Genomic DNA, 22,183 nt, shown 5'->3' on the forward strand with positions numbered 1-22,183 from the left:
TCTGAGGTCAATTACGAGAACTTCTGGTCCGATCGTTCGTACGAGAAATTACCTTATTACCGGGGAGCCATCTTTGCCTTTTACCTGGATCACCAGATTACCAAGGATTCTGATGGCGAAAAGAGCTTGGATGATATGCTTTTAAAGATACTGGAGGAAACGCGGCTGACGGGGCAAAAGATCGATCACGATTATTTCCTGGAGGTGGCCAATCTGTAACTTAAGGAGGACCTGACCCCTTTCTTTGATCGTCACATTGTGAAGGGCGTGCCCTACGATTTGCCTGCTATCTTCGAGCAATTTGACCTGGAATACAGTGCGGACCAAAGCAAGGTCTTCGAATCTGGATTTACCCGCGATCAGGACAATGTTGTTCAATATGTCGTTCCGGGTAGTCAAGCCTATTTGGCAGGTCTAAGAGCAGGAGATCAATTGAGATCAATGAATATGTATTCTGATCCGAACACTGAGGCCAGTATGAGCTACCAGCGAGACGGTCAGACCACAGAGATCAGTTTTTATCCATACCGGGAAGAGCCTATCCCTCAGCTTCTAACATCGGATGGTAATATTGCAATGATATCCCCGGATGGGAATAAGGGGCTTTAGTTATCTTTGTAGGGCATAAAAAGCTACATGGATACCAATCAGTTTGTCCCTTCCCATACTTTTCCATCCAACGGTTCCGGTCAGGTTTGCTGGGAAGCACCTAGTAATATCGCCCTGGTTAAATATTGGGGCAAACGTGAACCTCAAATACCCTTAAATCCTTCAGTCAGTTTTACTCTGGATACCTGCAGGACGAAGACCTCATTATCGTATTCTCCGCGTAACAATGCTTCAGCTTGGTTTGAAGTTTACCTGGATGGCGAGCGCAAGCCGGGTTTCGAACCTAAGATCACTAAATTCTTTGAACGAATTTCAGCTTACTGCCCATTTCTGTGGGACTATCATTGGAGAATAGAAACTTCAAATAGTTTTCCACATAGTTCTGGAATAGCCTCTTCGGCCAGTGGAATGGCGGCTTTAGCCATGGCTCTGGTGGAGGTAGAGCAGCAGCTTTCCGGTGTCAAATTCGATGAGATTCAGATGAAGACTAAGGCTTCCTTCCTGGCTCGCTTAGGATCAGGATCGGCTTGTAGAAGCATTGATGGCGGCTTGGTCGTTTGGGGTGTACACGATGAGGTTGATGGTAGTAATGACCTTTTTGGTGTTCGGTTGAATGATTCCTTTGCACCGATCTTTAAAACCTATCACGATACGATCATGTTGGTACATCAAGGTCAGAAAGTGGTCAGCAGTACGGTTGGACATGGTCTCATGCATGGACATCCCTATGCTGAGCAACGGTTTGAGCGGGCCCGGGCCAATTTATCCAGTTTGCTAGCAGTATTGCGCTCAGGGGACTTGGACGAGTTCATTCGTATCGTAGAAGCCGAGGCACTTGATCTACATGCAATGATGTTAACTTCCGACCCTAACTTCATCCTCATGAAACCCGGTACTTTGCAGATATTGGAGGCGGTGAGGGAATATCGGAAGAGCAGTGGAAATCACCTGTGCTTTACATTGGATGCAGGGGCGAATGCCCACCTCTTATATCCTGATAATGAGGCGATAGAAGTTTTAGAATTTATTAAGAACAAACTGGCTCACTATTGTGAAAATGGGGCGTATATTTGCGATCAGGTTGGCAGTGGTGTCAAAAAATGTTAAATTTAGCACACTGATTATTACCGCGCTATGAAAGGTCCCTTATTCTATTCCAAGATATTATTGTTTGGTGAGTACGGAATTATTAAAGATTCCAAAGGGCTTTCCATTCCCTATAATTTCTACAATGGAGCTCTGAAGATCGACGATCATCACACTCCCTCCACTCACAATTCCAATCAGAATTTGCGGCGTTTTGCCGAGCATCTGAAAGTTATAGAATCGGAAAAACCTGAAATGGTTCAGTTTGATCATGAAAAATTGGCTGCGGACCTGGATGCCGGTTTGTATTTTGATTCCAGTATCCCGCAAGGATATGGAGTTGGTAGTAGTGGTGCACTTGTTGCCGCCATTTACGATAAGTACGCCTTGAACAAGATCACCGTCCTGGAGAACCTTACCAGGGACAAATTGCTCGTGTTGAAAGGGATATTCTCGGAAATGGAGTCGTTTTTCCATGGAAAATCATCTGGGCTGGATCCGCTGAACAGTTATTTGAGCATCCCGATCCTGATTAACTCCAAAGACCATATTGAACCTACCGGGATCCCATCTCAACCCGAGAACGGTAAAGGTGCGGTTTTTTTATTGGATAGCGGTATGACCGGGGAGACTGCTCCTATGGTGCAAATCTTTATGGACAAGATGAAACAAGAAGGATTTCGGCATATGCTCAAGGATCAGTTCGTGAAACATACGGATGCCTGCGTGGACGACTTCCTGAAGGGAGACATCAAGTCTCTCTTCAGAAATATCAAAGACCTCTCTACAGTCGTACTGGACAACTTCAAACCCATGATCCCGTCAGAATTCCACAAGCTGTGGAAGAAAGGACTCGATACCAATACCTACTATCTGAAACTTTGTGGTTCCGGTGGAGGAGGTTATATGCTCGGGTTTACAGAAGATTACGAAAAAGCCAAGGCCGCCCTGAGTGGTCATAAACTAGAGGTAGTCTACAGCTTCTAGTTCCGGCAAACACCTTTGCCATGCTCAATAGAAGACAGAAATTACTGCTGCTGAAATTCTTCAGCCTGTTCTCTGTGGTTCGGGGTTACAACATCCTGATCATTGCACTCGCTCAATACCTTACTTCCATTTATATTTTGGCTCCGGACAAGCCGGTACGAGATGTTATTCTGGATGTCAATCTATTAATGCTGGTCCTGGCCTCTGCAGCTGCGATAGCTGGTGGATATATCATCAATAGCTTCTACGATAGTGAAAAGGATCTGATCAACAGGCCGCACAAGACACTTCTGGACCGGTTAGTCAGTCAGAATACCAAGCTATCTGCCTATTTTGTGTTGAACTTCCTCTCGGTGATCTTTGCCAGTTATGTCTCCTTTAGAGCGGTGATGTTCTTCTCCCTGTACATCTTCGCCATTTGGTTTTATTCCCATAAGCTCAAGAAATACCTCTTCGTTGGAAATTTGACAGCTTCAATACTATCTGTTGTTCCATTTTTTGCCGTATTCATTTACTACCGGAATTTTGATCTGGTCATTTTTGTGCATGCTACCTATCTCTTCTTACTGATTGCCATGATGCAGGTGGTTAAGGACCTGGAGAATTTGAAAGGCGATCTAACCCAGAATTACCAAACGATCCCAGTGGTCTATGGTGAGAAGGCGGCCAAACAACTATTAAGCCTGCTTTGTTTGCTTACACTGATCCAATCTGTATTACTCATTTTGCGCTTTGAGATTGGGTATATGTGGATATACTTTGCGGCGTCCATTCTCGCCCTAATTACCTTCGTGATCGTTCTTTGGGTAGCCAATCGGAAGATTCATTACCTGGTCCTTCACGCCATGCTCAAGTTCATCATCGTGATCGGGGTATTCAGTATTGTCCTGATCGATGTGGATCTGTTGCTGAATCGTTTTGTAAATTACGTGGCCCTGATTTAGGGATAGGTCGGTGCTGACCTTCCGACCAAATACTTCAAATTAGAATTGTATGAGTAAGAATACGCTCAATGTGGCCCTGGCCCAAATTTCTCCGGTCTGGTTAAATAAGGAGGCTACCCTGGCGAAAGTAGCCGTTCAGATGGAAGAAGCAGCGAAAGAAAGAGCAGAACTTATCGTTTTTGGCGAGGGGGTTGTACCTGGTTATCCGTTTTGGTTGGCACTCACTGGAGGTGCAGAATGGAACAAAGATGTCGTCAAGGAGTTGCATGCTCACTATGTGCGCAATGCCGTATGTATTGAAGAAGGTGACCTGGATGGTATCTGTGAGTTGGCAGCTAAGCGTAAAATGGCTGTCTATTTGGGTATAATTGAACGTCCTTTGGATAGGGGAGGGCATAGTGTATATGCCTCGCTGGTCTATATTGACGCCAATGGAAAGATCCAATCAGTTCACCGAAAATTACAGCCCACTTACGATGAGAGACTTACCTGGTCTCCCGGAGACGGGCACGGTCTGCGCACACATCGACTTAAGGATTTTACTGTAGGAGGGCTTAACTGTTGGGAAAACTGGATGCCATTACCCAGGGCATCTCTCTATGCACAGGGCGAGAATCTGCATGTGGCAGTTTGGCCGGGCAGTGATCACAATACAAAGGATATTACCCGTTTTATTGCCAGAGAGTCCAGGAGTTATGTACTGTCGGTCTCGGCAACCATGACCAAAGACGATTTTCCAGAATCTACCCCTCATCTTGACGAAATTCTAAGAAACGCACCTGATGTCCTTGCTAATGGAGGAAGTTGTATAGCAGGACCTGATGGGGAATGGTTGGTGGAACCTGTCATGATCGATGAAGGAAATATTTATCAAACCCTGGATTTTGATCGAATCTATGAAGAGAGACAAAATTTTGATCCGGTGGGCCACTATTCCAGACCCGATGTGACTAAATTGATCGTGAATAGGGAGAGACAAAGTACCCTGAATTTGGAGGGTGATTAAGGAAATTTAAGCATCTTCTCTGGTTTATTCTCTTAAGCTATAAGGCTGGCCGGTGATTCATGAATTGAAGTAGAACCATTTATGAATGCTTAGCATCTCAATTCAGTTTAGTGGTCTGCTGTTATTCAATTAGATAACTTGTCCCGGGAAGGGAACAGTGCCCCAAGGTATATTGGTCAAGAGTGAGGGGTGAAGAGTGAAGCGCGGTTAATCTCCAAGCATTGATCCTGATTTCAATTTTTTACGGAGGACTACTGACTACCGACTATTACCTTATCCCTTCATCGTCAATCTAAAAGGATCGATATTAATAGGGGGGTCTAACTATTTGACCTACCTTTGCCCCATGCAAAGAAAACGTCATCACCAAGGGAAGAAAAAAGGAGGTAATAAACCTCCTCAGCAGAAGCAGGATGGGATCCGTTTAAACAAATACATCGCCAATAGTGGGGTCTGTTCACGGCGTGAGGCAGACATGTATATTTCTATCGGACAAGTCGCTGTTAATGGTAAGGTGATCAACGAAATGGGATACCGGGTCAAACCTGGAGATGAGGTGCGTTTTGATGGTCGGAGGATCAACCCGGAACCCAAGGCGTTTGTCCTTTTAAATAAACCCAAAGGAGTAGCTACTACTACCAGTGAAAGTAAGGGGCTTACGGTAATGGATATCATTGCCAGTGCTACACAGAGTCAGGTAAAGCCATTTGGAAGGTTGGGCAGGAATGCCACTGGTCTTCTATTATTTACCAATGACGAAGATTTCCGGCAGAAATTCTCCAAGAAAGGAATTAGCCGCCTCTTTCATATAGAACTGGACAAGAACCTCAAGGCAGAGCACCTGGAAAAGATTCGTGCCGGCTTGTTGGTAGACGGAAAGGAAATCCATACAGAGGAAGTTTCCTATGTGGAGAATGCCCCAAAAAAAGAGATCGGACTAAAGATCAAGCATACCGGGAATAGCGTTATCCGCACGATTTTTGATCACCTGGGATACAATGTGGTACGGGTGGATTGTGTGCAGCTTGGTCCCCTGACCAAGAAAGACTTACCCAGAGGACGATATCGCCACCTAAGCCCAAAAGAGCTCGAATTATTCGAAATGCTCTAAAGCATTTTTATTCGCATTCTTCTACCAGTAAAGAGATCTCCTGAACGATGAAGTCGTCTGTCTCGGGATCGGTATCCTCAATACGTACCCATAGCGACATCGGATTTCCTAAATTGACAATAGCGACATCTGGGTCTATTGCATTTTCGTTGATGGCTGCATCGGAATCGGTAAAGTGGAATGTGTAAACATATTCTACGGGCTCGGCATCTGGATCTTCCTGGAATGGTTCTGCCATGATCTGGATGCAAGACAGATAATCATTTAACAGAAATTCGGCCTCTTCATTACTACCGGCAGTTTCACACTCGGTAAAAATGAATTCTGTACAATAGTTCTCTTCTTCGCACTCCTTTTGGAGCAGGTATACCAAACCGTCATCTCTCCTGATCTGAATATTCGTAGCGTTGATGAAGTCTACTTCCCAATCGAAGTTCCAATTGGTCAATACCGGATTTGGATCTTCTTCCTCTTCCTCGTCATCTTCACCCGGGATCTCGAGGAAAACATTCAAATGCAACTTACCTTCTATGAAGTAGAAGATCCAACTGTTTTCATAAAGGATTCCCCTGTGGAAATAACTGCCAATTCCTATTTCTGGAATTTCAAAAACAGACTGATCGTAAAAATCAGGCAGACTATCCTCCAATAGTGTGACCACCCAAACACATTCCTTGGCTATCCCATTGCATTCGGTAACAATCTGCTCGTGGATAATACCAATGCATTCCTCAATAGATGCCTGAAGATCCTCCTTGTTGTTTACCTCAAAAGTGGTCCCATCCTCTAATTCTGCTACAATTGGAAAGCTGAGGTTGATGTAATGTTCTTCCTTGACCTGGGTCAGGAAATCATTGAATTCATTATCGTTGCTAACTACAACGCTCCGGGTCTCCAAGCCATCCTCATCATATTCTTTGGCTGTAAACGGATAGACAAAGATGATACAGACCACTTCATCCGCAATGCCAAGCTCGTCGGTCAAGCTCTCCAGGTAACCAAATAACTCGGATTCCTCAGCTATCAGATTAGCTGTATCAACTGGATCAACCTGTTCTTCCTCCTGGGCCAGATCCAGGTTATCATCCCGGTCGTCATCGAAACAAGATGTAAACAATAAAAAACAAAGCAAAAGTGAAATTGGTAACTTCATGGGTAATGATTAGTGTGTTAGGGGGATATAACGTAAATCAAAAGACCCAAGTATTTCAGATAGTAAGGCTCGATAAAAGATTACCTTCTTTTCGGGTTTATAATCCCTATCAGGACTCATTCTGAGAAGCTGAATAGAGTACCGGCTGATTCCGATCGATATCAGATCAGGTTTCCGAAATGGTTGGGTTAGGTAGTTTGCCATTGAGTTCCATGAGTACAAAAACAATGCCTAAAATATATTCCAGGGCTACCAATTCCAGATTTTCCTGAAAACCATTTGCCGTGTAGGCGGAATAACTCAACATGACCAGCAAGGACCAGATCACGGGGAAACGGAAGGGAGTAAAGACCCCAAGGATCAAAGGAGTGGCTATGTACCAAGGATGAACCGTAGTGGAAAGCAGGAAGTAAAAACTGATGCACCACAACATGGAAGTGATCAGCTGCCGCATGTTCTTTTGATCGCGGATCAAGGATATGATCAGCACGAATGCCAGTACAATAAGTGGAAGAATCTTACCCACATCGGCGATTATATTCCATCCGATTGTTTGAAAACCTATCCATCGGATGATGTAATAAATACTTGCGTTGAATTCGAAATTCTGAAACCACAAGGCAATGGTCTGTCCAAAGTTATTCAGGAAATCACCGGAGAGAAAGGGTGCAAAAGTAAGTCCAGCCGTGAGCATTACCAGAACAGAGAACAAAACAAAACGGGCAAATCCGGGTCTCCAATTGGGGATCTTGGTAAAGTAGCGCAGGAAAACAGGCAGAAAGAGCAAAGGGATCAATTTGACCGAGACTGATAAACCGATCAGCACAGCTGCCCATATCCATCTCTTCTCGGAGAGCATGTATAAACCCCAGACCATGAAAAAGATCATGACAGATTCGAAGTGCAGATTTCCGGTTATTTCTATCAGGACGAATGGATTGAGGAAAAACCAGAAAATAACCTGCTTTTTCAATCCTATCTTAGACAACAGCTTACTTCCAAACCAGAGGATTCCAATATCCGCCAGGATGATCAGTAATCGCAATACAACGGCAGAACCCAAAATACTCTTACCGGCCAACAAGGCAGCAAGGGCAAAACACAACTGATTCAGAGGTGGATAATTACTAAAATGTCCGGCGTTCAGCTCTCCCATCCCAGCCACCAGTTCTGAAGCCTGAGTGACGACCATATTTCCGGCTTCCAAATAAGCAGTGGGTGTTTGCAAGTAAGGGTTGATACCTTGAACAAGCAATCGCCCATCCCATAGGAACCTGTAGAAATCCTGGGACAGGTTGGGAAGAGTCAGCAGGAAGATCAATCGAAATCCTAATCCCAACCCCATCATCAGGCGAAATTGATCACCCCATTGCCTGATCAGCCAGTAAGTAATTACGAACATCCCCGTGATCAGCCCCATCAAGCTGATAAAATTAGATCGCTCAAGCTTATGTGAGAAAACCCAATAAAGAACCGCCAGCAGGACGGTCATCATCCAGTACTGGCGGTTTTCTTTTAAGTGTTTTATTATTGACCCCATGGGCCGATTAAGATACCGAATTTATTACGAGATCAGTCCACCCACTCAGCTATGAACAGGTTGGTGTCCCGAGTTCCACCGTTGTTCCTGTTGGAAGAGAATGCTAGGTATTTTCCATCATTAGAGAACACCGGGAAGGCGTCAAAGGTCTCGCCATGTGTTACTCGTTCCAGGTTTTTTCCATCCAGGTCGATCATGTAAAGATTGAACGGGAAACCACGCTCGGCCTCAAAGTTGCTAGAGAAGAGGATCTTCTCGCCACTTGGGTGAAAGAATGGGCTCCAATTGGCATTTCCCAGGTTGGTCAGTTGCCTTAGATCACTGCCATCGGCGTTGCAGATAAACAATTCCATCTCTGTAGGTTGAACCAGCCCTCGTGAAAGCAGGTCTTTGTATTCCGCTATCTCTTCCTCCGTTTTCGGTCTGGAGGCCCGGAAGATCAATTTGGTACCGTCTGGAGAAAAAAAGGCTCCTCCATCATAACCCAATTCGTCCGTAACCTGATGCACATCTGTTCCATCTATGTTCATGGTGTACAATTCCAGGTCACCGCTTCTCATGGAGGTGAACACGATCTTATCTCCTTTTGGGGATACTGTGGCCTCAGCGTCGTAGCCAGGTTCATCGGTTAATTGCCCGGTAATGTTGCCCTCCAGATCGGCTACAAAAATGTCGAAGGAATCGTAGACTGGCCAGACATATTTACCATTTTCTCGTAGGGGTACCTCAGGGCACTCATCGTCTATTAAATGAGTTGATCCGTAAACAAAATGCTCGTTGTCCGGCAGAAAATAAGCGCAGGTGGTCCGTCCTTTACCAGTGCTGATCATAGGTGGTTGTCTCTCGGCAAAACTCTCTTCTACATCCATCAGGAACATCTGGTCACAGCCTACACCCCATTCTGTAAAATTGGATTGAAAAACCAATTGCTTGTCATCAAAGCTCCAATAGGCTTCAGCATTGTCACCACCAAAAGTGATCTGCCGAATAGACCTAAAGTGTTTCTCTTCCGGATAGATCAGGCTGTCGGTAGCCTCGGTATTCATATCTACTGAGGTCTCCTCCGTCGTTGTAGTTTTTGTCTGTTCGTTTTTACAACTGTAGAGTCCGAACAAGAATAAAAGAGCTATAAAGAATCTCATTTTGGCCTATTTTTGTGCAAAAATACCAATATGCGTTCAATACTAGTACTCTTTTTATTGTTGCTGATAGTAGCTTGTCAGTCTCCACAAGAACCGGTTAGTATGCAAGAGGATGTGGTCTATTTGGCCTCGGATAGTTTGATGGGCAGAGAAGTCGGTACAGCAGGCGAGTTAATGGCGGCAGATTACATCGCTAGTCGTTTTGAGCAGTTAGGGTTGCAACCCAAAGGATCTGAAAATTATTTCCAGGATTTTGCCTTTAAGCCGAGCCTGAATCCTCACGAGGAGGTGGAAGCCGTCGATACCCTTGGCGATGGTATGGTTTCCGGACGAAATGTAGTCGGTTATCGGGACAATGGAGCAGAATATACGGTTGTTATTGGAGCGCATTATGACCATTTAGGGATGGGTGGCGAAGGATCACTTCACAGAGGGGAGCCGGCCATTCATAATGGTGCTGACGACAATGCCAGTGGAGTCGCCCTAATGATGAATCTGGCCAACAGGCTTCAGGAGGTGAATACCAATTCTAACTATCTCTTTATTGGTTTTTCAGGTGAGGAGAGCGGACTTTTAGGCTCTGCATTTTACGTTAGGAATCCCACCATAGATACAAAGAAGGTCAGGTATATGATCAATCTGGATATGGTTGGCCGCCTGAAGGATAGCACTGTGGCTGTGAATGGTGTAGGTACCTCTTCGACTTTTAAGCAGACCCTGTTTGCCAATAATGATATGGGCTTGACCATTTCTGAATTTGAGAGTGGGATAGGCCCTAGTGATTTCACTTCCTTCTACCTGGCCGATATCCCTGTCCTCTCCTTTTTTACAGGTCAGCATGAAGATTATCATAAGCCAGAGGATGATTCAGACAAGATAAACTACGCAGGGATGGAATTGCTTTCTGATTACATCATGAACATTATCACCGACCTGGATGACGAGGGAGAGTTGGCGTTTAGAAAGACCAAGAATGAGAGCGAAGAGGTCCCGGCCTTTAAGGTCGGTCTTGGGGTTGTTCCGGATTACCTGTTCACAGGGGAAGGTATGCGAATAGACGGTATCAGTGAAGACAAACCTGCGCAAAAGGCAGGACTTCAAAAAGGAGATGTAGTCAAAAAATTAGGTGAGTTGGATGTAACCGATATGATGACCTATATGAAAGCCTTATCTACTTTTGAGAATGGTCAGACCACTGTTGTGACCATAGAGCGGGATGGAGAGTTGATAGAGGTGGAGGTCACCTTCTAGTTAAAACTTCTAGCATAAGAGAGCAGGCCAAACGCATGGTTTTCTGCTAAAGGAGTCTCGGATGTCGTATAGTGATACCCGGCGCGAAAATCGTTCTTCCCCCATCTCCAACAAGCTTCAAGTGCAAATTTAAATAAGTGTTGATTGGCCTCTACCAGAAAAGGGGAGTCGTCTCCCAAGAAGTTGCCTTCCAGCATGGCGTCGTAATAAACAAAGCGGTAGGCGGTTATGAGTCTTATGAATAGTTCGTCCTGCAAGGGCCCTAACTGATGATAGGCCACACTTTCATTGGCCTTGTTCCTTTTTCCGAAGTACAGTGCGACTTCCGGATTGAAGTAAATATCTCTGGTCCCTATGGCCAATCCAGGCTGAGCAGCTATAATCCAATTTAACTTGTTTTTGCTCAGGTTCCATTCTCGTCCGAACTGCGCATATAAATTGGCGTGAAAACTATTTTCGATCTGAGCCGTCCAGGGAGGAGTATCAATTCCCCCATTTTCGTGAAAGAGATTTTGGAATTCTTCGGCTCCTGAAGCTGGCCCGGCAACACCAATGACTCCTTCTGCTATCAAGAACTCCTGGGCTTGAATAAGGGTATATGTTCCACTTAAGCCTAAAAATCCCGCATAAGGCCTATCGTATTGCCTGACAATATCAGAACGGATATCACTGGGCGTGTAGAGCTGTTGTCTGATTCCAGTTGATACTGTTATGGTCTTTTCTAGGGTGGTGTCCCTGTTCAATAACCTCCTGTAGGTGATAAAACTTCCTGTGGTATAGTACCGATCTGTGGATAACCAAAAATCGTTGTCCGCTCTGAATTCGATCTGGCTAGACGCAGATTGTCCGATCAACTCTAAGCCAATAAGTACGAATAGCGAAAAGATTGCAGGGCGAAGAATCCGGGGCATGTGGCTAAAATAGATAAACTTACCCACCGAAATTCTGCCTTAACCCACTTTACTGGTGAGGCTCTTTACAAAGACATAACCAAAGCCAATGAAAAGCATGAGGTGAAAAGGAAAAAGCCCGAAGTCGCCTCCCTGATCTCCAACCACGAATGCACTGTACATACCAAACCCAAAATACAGCATCAGCAACCCTTCCAAAACCACATGTGGTGATAGATTTTGCTTGAGGTATTTGTTGCCTTTCCAGCTGTCCCCCAAGGATTGAATATTAAATTTTGGGGTTCTTATGAATTCACTTCGTTTGCCTAAGTGACCTTCTATGACGGCAATGGAATTGTGTAATGAGAATCCCATGGCGATAGAAAAGAAGGTGAAGAACATCCCGGTGTATTTCAAGAAGTTTTTAAAACCACCTCCGTAAATGACCTTAAAAGTGAACCAATAACATCCGAAGAAAATGACGGTAGATATCACAAAAAAGCTCATCACATAGAAATACCATTTCAAATGCTCGTATTCATTTTTGATATACAAGATGGGTATACTCAATATGGCTACGACTAATATATTCAGGAACATGGTGCTATTCAATAGATGCAGTATACCATGGATCTTGGTCTTGGAGGGAGTATGTTCGTTCTGAAGGACTTTTTTGGCCATTTTCCTGAAGTTCTCAGCTCCTCCTTTGTTCCAGCGGAATTGCTGTGAACGAGCCGCTGAGATCACAACCGGTAATTCTGCCGGGGTTTCGACATCTTCCAGATATTTAAATTTCCAACTGTTCAGTTGAGCTCGATAACTCAGATCGAGGTCTTCGGTCAGGGTATCGCCCTCCCAATTTCCGGCGTCCAGGATACAGGCTTTACGCCAGACCCCTGCTGTTCCGTTAAAATTGATGAAGTGCCCCTGACTGTTTCGCCCAACCTGTTCCAGGGTGAAATGGGCATCCAATGCAAAAGCCTGGACCCGGGTAAGGACCGAATATTCCCTGTTGATGTGCCCCCATCGGGTCTGAACCACTCCGATCTTCTCATTCTTGAAATAAGGAATAGTGTGTTTAAGCCAGTCTGGTTTCGGTAGAAAATCGGCATCAAAGATGGCGATGAAATCCCCTTTGGCAGTTTTTAATCCTTCCTTTAATGCACCGGCTTTATAACCAGTTCTATTCTCCCTGCTAATCTGTTTGATATCCAGTCCCGTAGCTCTCAATTCATCTATATGGTGTCCCGTCTGTTGGAAAGATTCGTCCGTGGAGTCGTCCAAGACCTGTATCTCCAGTTTCTCCCGGGGATAATCTATGCGGGCGATATTCTCAAGAAGTCGTTCCATCACATATAGCTCATTGTATACAGGCAGCTGTATGGTCACATGGGGAACTTCGTTTGGGTTGTTCAGGTCAAATCGTGGCTCGTCTTCTCTTTGCCGTTTCGACCTCAGATAGTTGAACAGCAGATTTAGCTGGGCCAATGCGTAGGCGAATATCATCAGCAAGGCCAGGGAGTAGATAAAAATGACGATGGTTTCGACTATCATTTCAAGCTGTACTTAAAGATCCACCCCAGGATTTTTATACCGGCAAAGATAGCACCTTTCACCGTTCCCGATACTTTAGAAACCCCAATCCTGTTACGATAGGGGACCGGAACTTCCTGGTAGTTCATCTTTTGTCGTAAAGCTTTGAGTTGCATTTCAACCGTCCAACCATAAGTTTTATCTTCCATCTTCAGGGCCATCAATTTATCATAGCGGATCGCCCGAAAGGGTCCCAGGTCCGTAAAGGTCGATCCAAAGAAGAGTTTCATCAAATTGGTGGCCAGCCAATTTCCAAAGATCTGAGGACCGGTCATAGCACCTGCTTCCCTCAATTGAGCAGTACGTGCCCCAATCACCAGGTCTTTCCCCGCAGTAGTTATAGGAGTTATCAACTGATCCATGTATTCGGGATAATCGCTGTAGTCTCCATCCAGGAAAACAACAATCTCGGGTAATTGGGATTTCTTTCGTAGGTAATCCATCCCCTTAAGGCAGGCGTAACCATAGCCTTTTTGATCTTCCCTGAGCACAGTGGCCCCGGCGCTTTTCGCTGCCGCTGCCGTCTGGTCAGTGGATCCGTTATCGATTACTACGATCTCCCTAACAAATTCCGGGATATCTCCTATGACCAAGGGGATCGCTTCCTGCTCATTGAAAGCAGGGATGATAACGTCAATAGGGATGTTCATCCAACTATTGCTTCACGATCATTTTGTGGATAGGGTTGGAACTTCCGGCGATTTGGATTTTCAAGACATAAGTACCTGCGGACAGGGATGAGACATTAACTCGCTCTCCAACCAAGCTTAGTGTTTCCAATTTTTTTCCGTCGAGCGTGTAGATCTCTACCCGTTCAATAGCCCGGTTATCCGGGTTCAAAATGGTGATCTCCGTACGAGCGGGATTAGGGTAGACCAGTACATTGTCTTCACCAGGAAGTTGATCGTCAAGGCCCAACAAGGTATCACAGGCATCCATCAAAGCGACCATACTGTTGTTCACATTTAAGCGACCTCCAGTGGTAGTAATTCCCTCCAGGGATTCGTTGGGGTCTACATTTTCCAGGACCAGATCCCGTACAATTCGGGTAGCCAATTCAGGGTCGTCCATGGCCAAGTCTGCCAGGGTTTGACAAGGTGCTGAATAAAGTAGTGCGATGGTTCCTGTTACATGAGGCGTGGCTCCAGAAGTTCCACCAAAAGTTCCATAATTATTAGTGGTTACAGTAAAAGTACCGGCTCCGGGAGCTCCCAGGTCAATGGTCTCTGCTCCATAACCGGCCTGAGTAACCTTTACATCACTTTGGTTGGTGTTGGTTACGGCGATCAAGTATTCACTTGGACAGGCGGTTGGCACATCGCCAATTTCATCTACATCAAAGTTACCGTTAATAGTGGCTCCGGTACTCAAGATACCGTTCTGCCCAAGCGTATCGTACATCTCACACCACAGTGGAGAATCTTCCGGCTGTCCGAAATCGATTCCGAAAGAGGCATTGGTGGCCACAACAAAGGCTCCTTGTGCACCATCGGTCTCATTGTAGAGGATTCGACTTTCCAGGATATAGGAATAAGCTTCCAGAACAACGGATTCGTTGCCACTGCTTCCACTGATCGGCATCACCTTTACGTCCCAGTTCACACCGGTCACACCAACGCCATTATTTCCTTTGGCTCCAATGATACCATAAACGGCAGTACCATGACTAAGCACCTGAAGTACCCCTGTGCTGTTGTAGGCGTTCCAGCCATTGACATCGTCAATATAACCGTTCTCGTCGTCGTCAATCCCATTGCCTGGAATCTCTTTGGTGTTGATGAAGAGATTTTCGTTAAGGTCCGGGTGGTTGACATTGAAACCATCATCTACCACTCCAGCAACGATGATGTCGCCATTAAGCGTCTCACCTCCAGTACTGATCTCCCAGGCTTCATCTGCATCGATATCTCTATCATTCTCCTGGTAATACTGCCACTGATTGCCAAATAGCGGGTCGTCTGGAGTAACTGAACGCAAGCTGACCTTGTGATTTAATTGTGCGATCCTGACCTGGTCATTCTTGTATAATTCGGCAATGGCTTCGGTCTCGGATAATTTATTTCGGTCTATGGTAATTAGGTGAATATTCATCACCTCTGAAACCTTCTTTTGACCAATGATAGCTGCCTCACTGGACTCCAGGCTAAGTTGATCCGTAGAGTATGAAGGTGCCAATTGCACCAGGATTTCACCCGGCATGTAATTGAGTTCTTGTCCGCTTGCTACCAAGCAGATAAGCATTAACAGTAGTGTAGTAATTCTTTTCATAGATTGGAATTTTTTCTTGTGGACACTTGTTGATCTCGCTGAGCCTCGATCACCAGATCCGATTCTTTTAATTTGACCACCAAATTATCTGTTTTGACGGTCGAGGGATTAAAAGTACATAAATAATTAGAGGATTTGGCGCCCAGACGTTTAACTACCTTCAATTGATAGGAGGAGAAGGCAAATTCCAACTGATCTGAGGTAACCGAGTCTTGAAGCTGAACAATGATCCTGTCATCACCGGCGGCGGTTGAATCTTGATGTTTACAGGACAGGGAAATACAGAGAATTAGGGCAGTGAGTAGCGTCTTCGCATAAAGTGCTCGCATCATTTTATTATTTTGACAAGTGATTCATCAGGTTCACATCGTTGCCTAAAAGTACATCGGTTGGATTGATTCGACCTTCCATTGGACCATTTTCTAGTTTGAGAACTCCTCTTGGGCATACAGCCGAACAAATACCACAACCTACGCAACTCGCTCTGACAATGTTCTCTCCTTTCTGGGCATAAGCTCGCACATCTATTCCCATTTCACAGTAGGTAGAACAATTTCCGCAGGAAATACACTGTCCGCCATTGGTGGTTATCCGGAATTTTGAGAACAGCCTTTGTTGCAGACCTAGGATGGCCGCCATGGGGCAACCAAACCTACACCAGACACGACTCCCGAAGATGGGGTAGAAACCCGTTCCTATCACACCACTGAAGATGGCTCCGATTAAAAACCCGTAACTGCTTCTCAGTGTTTCAGATTGAAAGATAAATATGTTGGAGTTCCCGCTGGAAAAATGGATCCCCAGGAGTGCGAGTATAATCACCAGGTAACCCACAGCCCCATATCGGGCATCTTTTTTCAGTTCATCCCGTTTGAAATACCAGATCAAGCTAAATAAGACAGTCAGAAATATTCCCACGGTCCAAAGAAATTGACCTTTGGTGAGCCAGTATTTATTGGGGTCGTATCCCAAATAGGTGCTCACAACCGCAGTTGTCATAACCACCACAAAGACCAATACACTGTGAATCACCCACCGTTCGATCTTCCATGCTCTGGTACTTTTATCACTTAGGTGTCTGAAGGGATCTCCGGCAGTCTCGGCCAAACCTCCACAACCACAGACCCAGGAACAGTACCACCTCTTACCGTATTTGTAGGTCAGGATAGGTGTGATGACCAGTATGGATACCACCCCGAAGATCAGCATAGCCAGTCCCAGGTTTCCGGCAGAGATAAAGCCATCTATTCGGTATTGTTCGAAGTTGTAGTAATTCAGCGGCCAGACATTTTTTAAGTCATAATAAGGGATGTTTCCATTAAGCCTGGCCATGAATTCCGGGATCAAAAAAGCAAATCCGGTTTGGAAGAACATCACCGAGATAGTCCTTAGTCGCTCATACCGATTGTGCCGATATTTCCAGATGAATTTGATGCCGAATGCCAGGATAGCAATTGTATACAGGGTACCATATACAAACCACTGACTTGCTGCACGACCACTGAGAAGTTGGCTGAGCGGGTCGAATAGGGCTACTATCCCGGTATTGTTTCCATCTGTTCCCAGTCCAAGGTACTGTGGATAGAAATAGAGCACAATGTAGAACCCGGTCAAAATGATTCCTGAAATCCAACCCAGGAATCCTCGGCTGGATACAGATTTGAACCACACTCCATGGTTCTTAATACCCGGTTCAGTGTGACGATACGCACCATAGGAAAAGACGATCACCCCAACAGTGATGCCAAATAGGGCAAGGCTTAGCCAAAGTCCCTTATTTGGAAAGTCGACATTGAAACCTGCCAGCAGCACGATCCCAAGACCGGTAAGTCCGATCAAAGTTCCCAGCTTTTGAAGGTTGTTCAAGGCTTTTGGAGGTTCGCCCGTAAGGGCCATGTTTCGCTGGATCATAAACTCGTTGTTAGATTGTGTTGATAGGCTTGCTGAATGGCAGCTTCCATGCTGCGGAAGAATTCGGGATCGAAATTGGCCATAGACAGATGTTGAACAACATAGTCCGTAGACCGCTCCTCGGTCAACCACCGGTCAAAGACTTCGTGGCGCATTCTGATTCCAAAGGTGTTGATCCCTAGAAATTTTCCCGTGGATTCCTGGGTGCAGATAGTAATGCACTTGGTGTCGTCTTGGTGTTTCCAATGAAAATGTGTTTCGTCCTGCCTGGGTTTGGAGAAGACCCAACCATATGTTTGGTACTCAATGTCGAAGAATTTGGCACTATTAAACCAATGCCCCGGATTGTATGGGGTAGGCTCGCCACAAATGCTCCGGGCTACGGCTTCTCCCATCATTCGGCCGGTATACCAAACAGCTTCGACAGGTCTTCGGTTCCCGATGGCCTCTCGCTGTTGGGCACAATCCCCGATAGCGTAAACACAAGGCAGATTGGTCTGCAACTGACGGTCGACCAATATTCCTTTGTCCAGATCGATAGCACTATCTTTTAAGAAATCAATATTTGGAGATACGCCGGCGGTAAGTCCAACCAGATCACAGGGAATTTCTTCATCGGTCTCGGCTATGGTGATGGACTGCACACGGCCATTTCCACCGGAGCAGATCTCCTTCAGATTGACACCTAATCTCAGATCGATATGATGTTTTTCGATGTGACGGTTGATCATGGCACTTTCACCATCGGGCAGTACTCCATTCCAGAAGCTCTTTTCCCGCACCAGGAATGTCACAGGGATTCCCCTGCTGTGAAGCATTTCGGCCAATTCTATACCGATCAATCCTCCACCAACTATTACGGCCCGTTTGCACACTTTGTTGTTATGGGCATTGCGTTCCAACATTTCCAGGTCCTGGTAACTGTACAAACCCTGAACCCCTTCCAGATCCTGGCCGGGCCAGCCAAACTTGTTCGGCTTTGATCCAACAGCCAATATCAGTTCATCATAGGCAACCCGTTCACCTCCTGTGCATTCCAATTCCTTCTTTTCGGAATTGATTTTGTGCACGTAAGTTCGCTTTAGCTCTATTCGATTTTTCTTCCAGAAGTGATCTTCGTAAGGCTTGGTATGTTCGTATTTCATGTGCCCCATATAGATGTACATGAGTGCCGTTCTGGAAAAGAAATGGTCTGTCTCTGCAGAGATGATAGTGATCTTATGATCGGAAAGCTTTCGGATATGCCGGGCGGCTGTTACCCCGGATATTCCGTTGCCAATAATGACGATGTGCTTCATTTGATCTGAATTGGTTGGAATCTAAGTCGTACTTAAAGTTAAGAACATTACAGCATTGTCAGATTATTTGTCGGATAAAGGAAATAATATCCCCTAGGGGATATTGCCCGCTGAGAATGAAAAATATTGGAAATATCTTGTAAGTCATGCCTTCTCTTGGCCGACATAGCCCTCATCAAAACAATGCTATGAAATTGAAATCCACTTTAACCTTTCTTTTACTCGCAGCCCTTTTTTCAAAGGGATTTGCACAGGATGACCAGGAGCAACAAGGTTCCGTAATCCAGACGTTGACTCCTTCTAAATTGATCGGGAAGGGGCAATGGGACCTAAAATGGTTCAACAATCTGTATACCCAAACCGAAAGCACCTTCACGGAGGGAAGAGAACCCAGGGAGACCTATTTTACCTCTACCTTAGAAGCCTACACGGGAGTAGGGAACAACAAACGTGTAAACCTGGGGTTGATCTTTGAATTTCGTTCCAATGTAGTGGCCGACCGATCTGCCCTGGATGTCTTTCAGTTTGACGGTGAGCGAGGAACGGCAAGAAGTGGCTTTACATCCATAGCTCCTTCGGTCAAATTTGTGCCCATAGGCAGTGTGAACAATTTTTCTATTCAAAGTTCCTTTTTTATTCCATTGGTGGATAATGAAGTGGAAGAAGGGGTGTTCCTGGATCAGAAAGGGTTTATCTGGCAGAATCGGTTCTTCTATGATTACACCTTCCCGGGAGATCAATTTCAACTGTTCAGTGAACTGAATGCCGAGCTCAATTTTGGAGATAATGACGAAAGTTTTGCCAACGATAGCCTGCGGCTTACACCCGGAGTGTTCTTCAGTTATTTTCCTAGTTCAAAATTTACGATACAGGCCTTGGTTCAGCATTCCCAGCTACTGGACCTAGGTAACGATTTTGCACAGGATTTTACTGCCCTTGGAGGCGGGGCCAAATATCAACTAACCCAGGAACTCAATTTAGAAGCTTTGTATACCAATTTTGTCCGTGGGAACAATACCGGGCTTGGAGAGACCTTCAATCTGGGACTGAGGGCGGTCTTCTGATTTTTAGATGTCCTAAAGACAGGGAAGCGATAAAAAGACCTACATTGAAAGGTTCAAAGAGTGATCGTTTTGACCATTTTCAAGCCTATCTGTTTAGTCCTTTGTGCTTTCATGCTTCTTGGTTGTGCCACGCAGAAAACCAAGATCAATGGCGTAAGCTTTGTAGCTTCTCGCGACCAAGTAGAACAAAGGAACGTAGAACCATTGGTTGGACTACATGCAAATTTTGCATCGGTCATGCCATTTGGTTTCCTGCGGTCCAAAGACAATCCAAACATTATTTACAACACCGAAAGGCAGTGGTTTGGAGAAACAAGAGCAGGGGCCAGGCAGTACATTGAGGTGCTTAAAAGCAACGAGATTTCGATCATGCTTAAACCCCAAATTTGGATATGGCAGGGCGAATTTACTGGCTATATCACAATGAAAACCGAAGATGATTGGCAAACACTGGAAAGTAGTTACCGAAAGTTCATCCTGGACTTTGCCCAATTGGCAGAGGAGACAGGCGTGGAGATCTTCTGTATTGGTACCGAATTGGAACAGTTTATCATGAACAGACCAGAATTTTGGACATCACTGATCGACGAAGTTCGCCAGGTCTATACAGGTCAATTGACCTATGCCGCCAATTGGGATGAATACAAGAGAGTCCCATTTTGGTCGCAATTGGACTATATCGGTATAGACGCTTATTTCCCGGTCTCAGATTCTCAAACTCCCTCAGTAGCGGAGGCCCGCGATGGTTGGCAGAACTGGAAAAGTGAGATGCAGGATGTTTCTTCTGCTGCCGATCGTCCTGTTGTGTTCACCGAATACGGTTATCGCAGTATGGATTATTCCGGTAAGGAACCCTGGAACAGTGACTGGACCATTAGTAAGGTCAATCTCCAGGCCCAGACCCAAACTACCCAGGCCCTCTTCCAGGAGATCTGGGAGGAGGACTGGTTCTCTGGGGGATTCGTATGGAAATGGTTCATCAATCATCAAGAATCCGGAGGACCGGATAATGCTCAGTTTACTCCTCAAAACAAACCTGTTGAAGCCGTGATTCGGGAACAGTACAGCCGGAATTGAAGCATCTTTTTTACACTTTTTTATTGGTCTGTGTATGTCAGACGGCTATTAGTCAGACCGTCGAGGAGATCCTCGTAGAAAATAACAAGAAGACCAGAACGTCCTTTATTCGGAAGATATCCTCCGTTAGGAAAGGAATAACCTTGGATTCAACTCAATTGGACGAAGATGTTAGAAGACTGAAGCAATTACCTGGAATAGCACACGCTTACTACAAGGTCAACAGAACGACTTCGGGAAATGTAGAGGTTGTCTTCGGGGTAGAAGAGAATTTCACCATCATCCCTTCAGCCAACTTCTACACCACTAACGACGATGAATTTGCTTATCGCTTGGGCCTTTACGAGTTCAATGCTTTGGGGCGAAACATCATAGTTGGAGGGTACTTTCAACGAGATATCTTCAATTCTTTTGGTCTAGGACTCCGAGCACCCTATTTGTTCTCTCGCAAGTTGGGGATCTCGGTTTTCTATCAGGATCTTACCACCTTGGAACCAGTATTCCTGGATCAGGGAGCAGCAGATTACCGGTATAACAATACAGGAATTGAAGTACTCGGATTGTACGAACCTTCACTGAGGCACCGCATTTCTGCCGGGGTCAATTTCTTTGCCGAGGACTATTCGTATTTGGAAGGAGCTACAGACCCCGACGTTCCTCAAGGTCTGAACGTAGACAAGGTCTTGTTCAAGGGGATCTATGAGTACAACAAGGTGGATTTCTATTACTACCTGCTTAACGGATTCAAAAATGAGCTAAACCTCCAATATGTGATCAGTTCTGACCAGGTCCTTCCCGATTTCTTTATCTGGCGAAACGACTTTATCTACTACAAGCGGGTAGGCGAAAAGGGCAATTGGGCCAACCGCCTTCGCATTGGTTTGGCCACCAATTCCGATTCTCCCTTTGCTCCCTTTGCTGTAGACAATAACCTGAATATCCGGGGGGTGGGAAACACCATCGATAGAGGAACCGGTTCTATCGTCCTCAATACCGAGTTCCGATACACCCTTTTCGAAAAGAAGTGGTTTGTCCTGCAGGGCAATGCCTTTATCGATTCCGGAAGTTGGCGTAATCCGGGAGGGGACCTCAGTGATTTTGGCGATAATCAAAACCTCCGCGTCTATCCCGGTTTAGGGGTTCGTTTTATCCATAAGTTTATCTTCAATACTGTTTTCCGCATCGATTATGGCTACGGAATTACCAAGGATGCCACACGTGGATTTGTCTTCGGGATCGGCCAGTACTTCTGA

At 45.4% G+C, this 22,183-nt stretch carries 20 protein-coding genes; 10 read left to right on the forward strand and 10 right to left on the reverse strand.

All coding sequences use genetic code 11. From position 1 onward, the window contains the following. Window positions 1-267: 267 nt before the first annotated feature. The 6 genes from BST85_RS00260 (at window position 268) to BST85_RS00285 (ending at window position 5,743) form a co-directional block, all read left to right on the forward strand. Complete coding sequence (locus BST85_RS00260) at window positions 268-609, forward strand: hypothetical protein (protein ID WP_104811423.1); 342 nt, start codon at window positions 268-270, stop codon at window positions 607-609. 27 nt (window positions 610-636) lie between these two features. Next, window positions 637-1,716, forward strand: a complete 1,080-nt coding sequence (locus tag BST85_RS00265; RefSeq protein WP_104811424.1) for a diphosphomevalonate decarboxylase — start codon at window positions 637-639, stop codon at window positions 1,714-1,716. 27 nt (window positions 1,717-1,743) lie between these two features. Beyond that, a complete protein-coding gene (locus tag BST85_RS00270; protein ID WP_104811425.1) occupies window positions 1,744-2,682 on the forward strand; it encodes a mevalonate kinase family protein in 939 nt (312 codons plus the stop codon). Between the two features lie 20 nt (window positions 2,683-2,702). Next, a complete protein-coding gene (locus BST85_RS00275) occupies window positions 2,703-3,626 on the forward strand; it encodes a geranylgeranylglycerol-phosphate geranylgeranyltransferase (RefSeq protein ID WP_104811426.1) in 924 nt (307 codons plus the stop codon). A 49-nt stretch (window positions 3,627-3,675) separates the two neighbouring features. Further along, window positions 3,676-4,632, forward strand: a complete 957-nt coding sequence (locus BST85_RS00280) for a carbon-nitrogen hydrolase family protein (RefSeq protein WP_104811427.1) — start codon at window positions 3,676-3,678, stop codon at window positions 4,630-4,632. Window positions 4,633-4,978: 346 nt separating this feature from the next. Continuing rightward, window positions 4,979-5,743 (forward strand): pseudouridine synthase, encoded by a 765-nt coding sequence (locus BST85_RS00285; protein ID WP_104811428.1) that lies wholly within the window; start codon window positions 4,979-4,981, stop codon window positions 5,741-5,743. 7 nt (window positions 5,744-5,750) lie between these two features. Here BST85_RS00285 and BST85_RS00290 read toward each other — a convergent pair whose 3' ends face one another. The 3 genes from BST85_RS00290 to BST85_RS00300 all read right to left on the reverse strand — a co-directional run bounded on the left by BST85_RS00290 (window position 5,751) and on the right by BST85_RS00300 (window position 9,578). After that, window positions 5,751-6,896, reverse strand: a complete 1,146-nt coding sequence (locus tag BST85_RS00290; RefSeq protein WP_146090608.1) for a hypothetical protein — start codon at window positions 6,894-6,896, stop codon at window positions 5,751-5,753. A gap of 166 nt (window positions 6,897-7,062) precedes the next feature. Then, window positions 7,063-8,391, reverse strand: a complete 1,329-nt coding sequence (gene mptB, locus BST85_RS00295) for a polyprenol phosphomannose-dependent alpha 1,6 mannosyltransferase MptB (protein ID WP_342750369.1) — start codon at window positions 8,389-8,391, stop codon at window positions 7,063-7,065. 77 nt (window positions 8,392-8,468) lie between these two features. Beyond that, on the reverse strand, window positions 8,469-9,578 hold the full coding sequence (locus BST85_RS00300) for a TolB family protein (protein WP_104811430.1): 1,110 nt from the start codon (window positions 9,576-9,578) through the stop codon (window positions 8,469-8,471). 30 nt (window positions 9,579-9,608) lie between these two features. Here BST85_RS00300 and BST85_RS00305 point away from each other — a divergent pair, with 30 nt between their 5' ends. Next, window positions 9,609-10,829: a M28 family peptidase gene (locus tag BST85_RS00305; RefSeq protein ID WP_104811431.1), complete on the forward strand. Its 1,221-nt coding sequence runs from the start codon at window positions 9,609-9,611 to the stop codon at window positions 10,827-10,829. Here BST85_RS00305 and BST85_RS00310 read toward each other — a convergent pair. The 7 genes from BST85_RS00310 to BST85_RS00340 are packed head-to-tail and all read right to left on the reverse strand — an operon-like array spanning window position 10,826 to window position 18,789. Beyond that, a complete protein-coding gene (locus BST85_RS00310) occupies window positions 10,826-11,740 on the reverse strand; it encodes a lipid A-modifier LpxR family protein (RefSeq protein WP_104811432.1) in 915 nt (304 codons plus the stop codon). The two genes, BST85_RS00305 and BST85_RS00310, sit on opposite strands and share 4 nt — an antisense overlap. A gap of 39 nt (window positions 11,741-11,779) precedes the next feature. Continuing rightward, window positions 11,780-13,273, reverse strand: a complete 1,494-nt coding sequence (locus BST85_RS00315) for a cellulose synthase family protein (RefSeq protein ID WP_104811433.1) — start codon at window positions 13,271-13,273, stop codon at window positions 11,780-11,782. Further along, complete coding sequence (locus BST85_RS00320) at window positions 13,270-13,962, reverse strand: glycosyltransferase family 2 protein (protein WP_104811434.1); 693 nt, start codon at window positions 13,960-13,962, stop codon at window positions 13,270-13,272. The genes BST85_RS00315 and BST85_RS00320 overlap by 4 nt, the downstream gene beginning before the upstream one ends. Window positions 13,963-13,966: 4 nt before the next feature. Further along, a complete protein-coding gene (locus tag BST85_RS00325; RefSeq protein WP_104811435.1) occupies window positions 13,967-15,580 on the reverse strand; it encodes a S8 family peptidase in 1,614 nt (537 codons plus the stop codon). Next, a complete protein-coding gene (locus tag BST85_RS00330; RefSeq protein ID WP_146090609.1) occupies window positions 15,577-15,912 on the reverse strand; it encodes a hypothetical protein in 336 nt (111 codons plus the stop codon). Before BST85_RS00330 ends, BST85_RS00325 begins: the two co-directional genes overlap by 4 nt. Window positions 15,913-15,916: 4 nt before the next feature. Further along, entirely contained in the window at window positions 15,917-17,491 is a 1,575-nt protein-coding gene (locus BST85_RS00335) for a 4Fe-4S binding protein (protein ID WP_245917601.1), read from the reverse strand. After that, window positions 17,488-18,789 (reverse strand): NAD(P)/FAD-dependent oxidoreductase, encoded by a 1,302-nt coding sequence (locus BST85_RS00340; protein WP_104811437.1) that lies wholly within the window; start codon window positions 18,787-18,789, stop codon window positions 17,488-17,490. Before BST85_RS00340 ends, BST85_RS00335 begins: the two co-directional genes overlap by 4 nt. Window positions 18,790-18,977: 188 nt before the next feature. Between BST85_RS00340 and BST85_RS00345 the strand changes: the two genes are divergently transcribed. The 3 genes from BST85_RS00345 to BST85_RS00355 all read left to right on the forward strand — a co-directional run bounded on the left by BST85_RS00345 (window position 18,978) and on the right by BST85_RS00355 (window position 22,183). Further along, the gene (locus tag BST85_RS00345) at window positions 18,978-19,853 is read left to right on the forward strand and encodes a hypothetical protein (RefSeq protein ID WP_104811438.1); all 876 of its coding nucleotides are present in this window, start codon (window positions 18,978-18,980) and stop codon (window positions 19,851-19,853) included. A gap of 111 nt (window positions 19,854-19,964) precedes the next feature. Beyond that, the gene (locus tag BST85_RS00350) at window positions 19,965-20,930 is read left to right on the forward strand and encodes a glycoside hydrolase family 113 (RefSeq protein WP_104811439.1); all 966 of its coding nucleotides are present in this window, start codon (window positions 19,965-19,967) and stop codon (window positions 20,928-20,930) included. After that, window positions 20,927-22,183 (forward strand): POTRA domain-containing protein, encoded by a 1,257-nt coding sequence (locus BST85_RS00355; protein WP_104811440.1) that lies wholly within the window; start codon window positions 20,927-20,929, stop codon window positions 22,181-22,183. Before BST85_RS00350 ends, BST85_RS00355 begins: the two co-directional genes overlap by 4 nt.

This window comes from Aureitalea marina (assembly GCF_002943755.1).
GTDB classification, from domain to species: domain Bacteria; phylum Bacteroidota; class Bacteroidia; order Flavobacteriales; family Flavobacteriaceae; genus Aureitalea; species Aureitalea marina.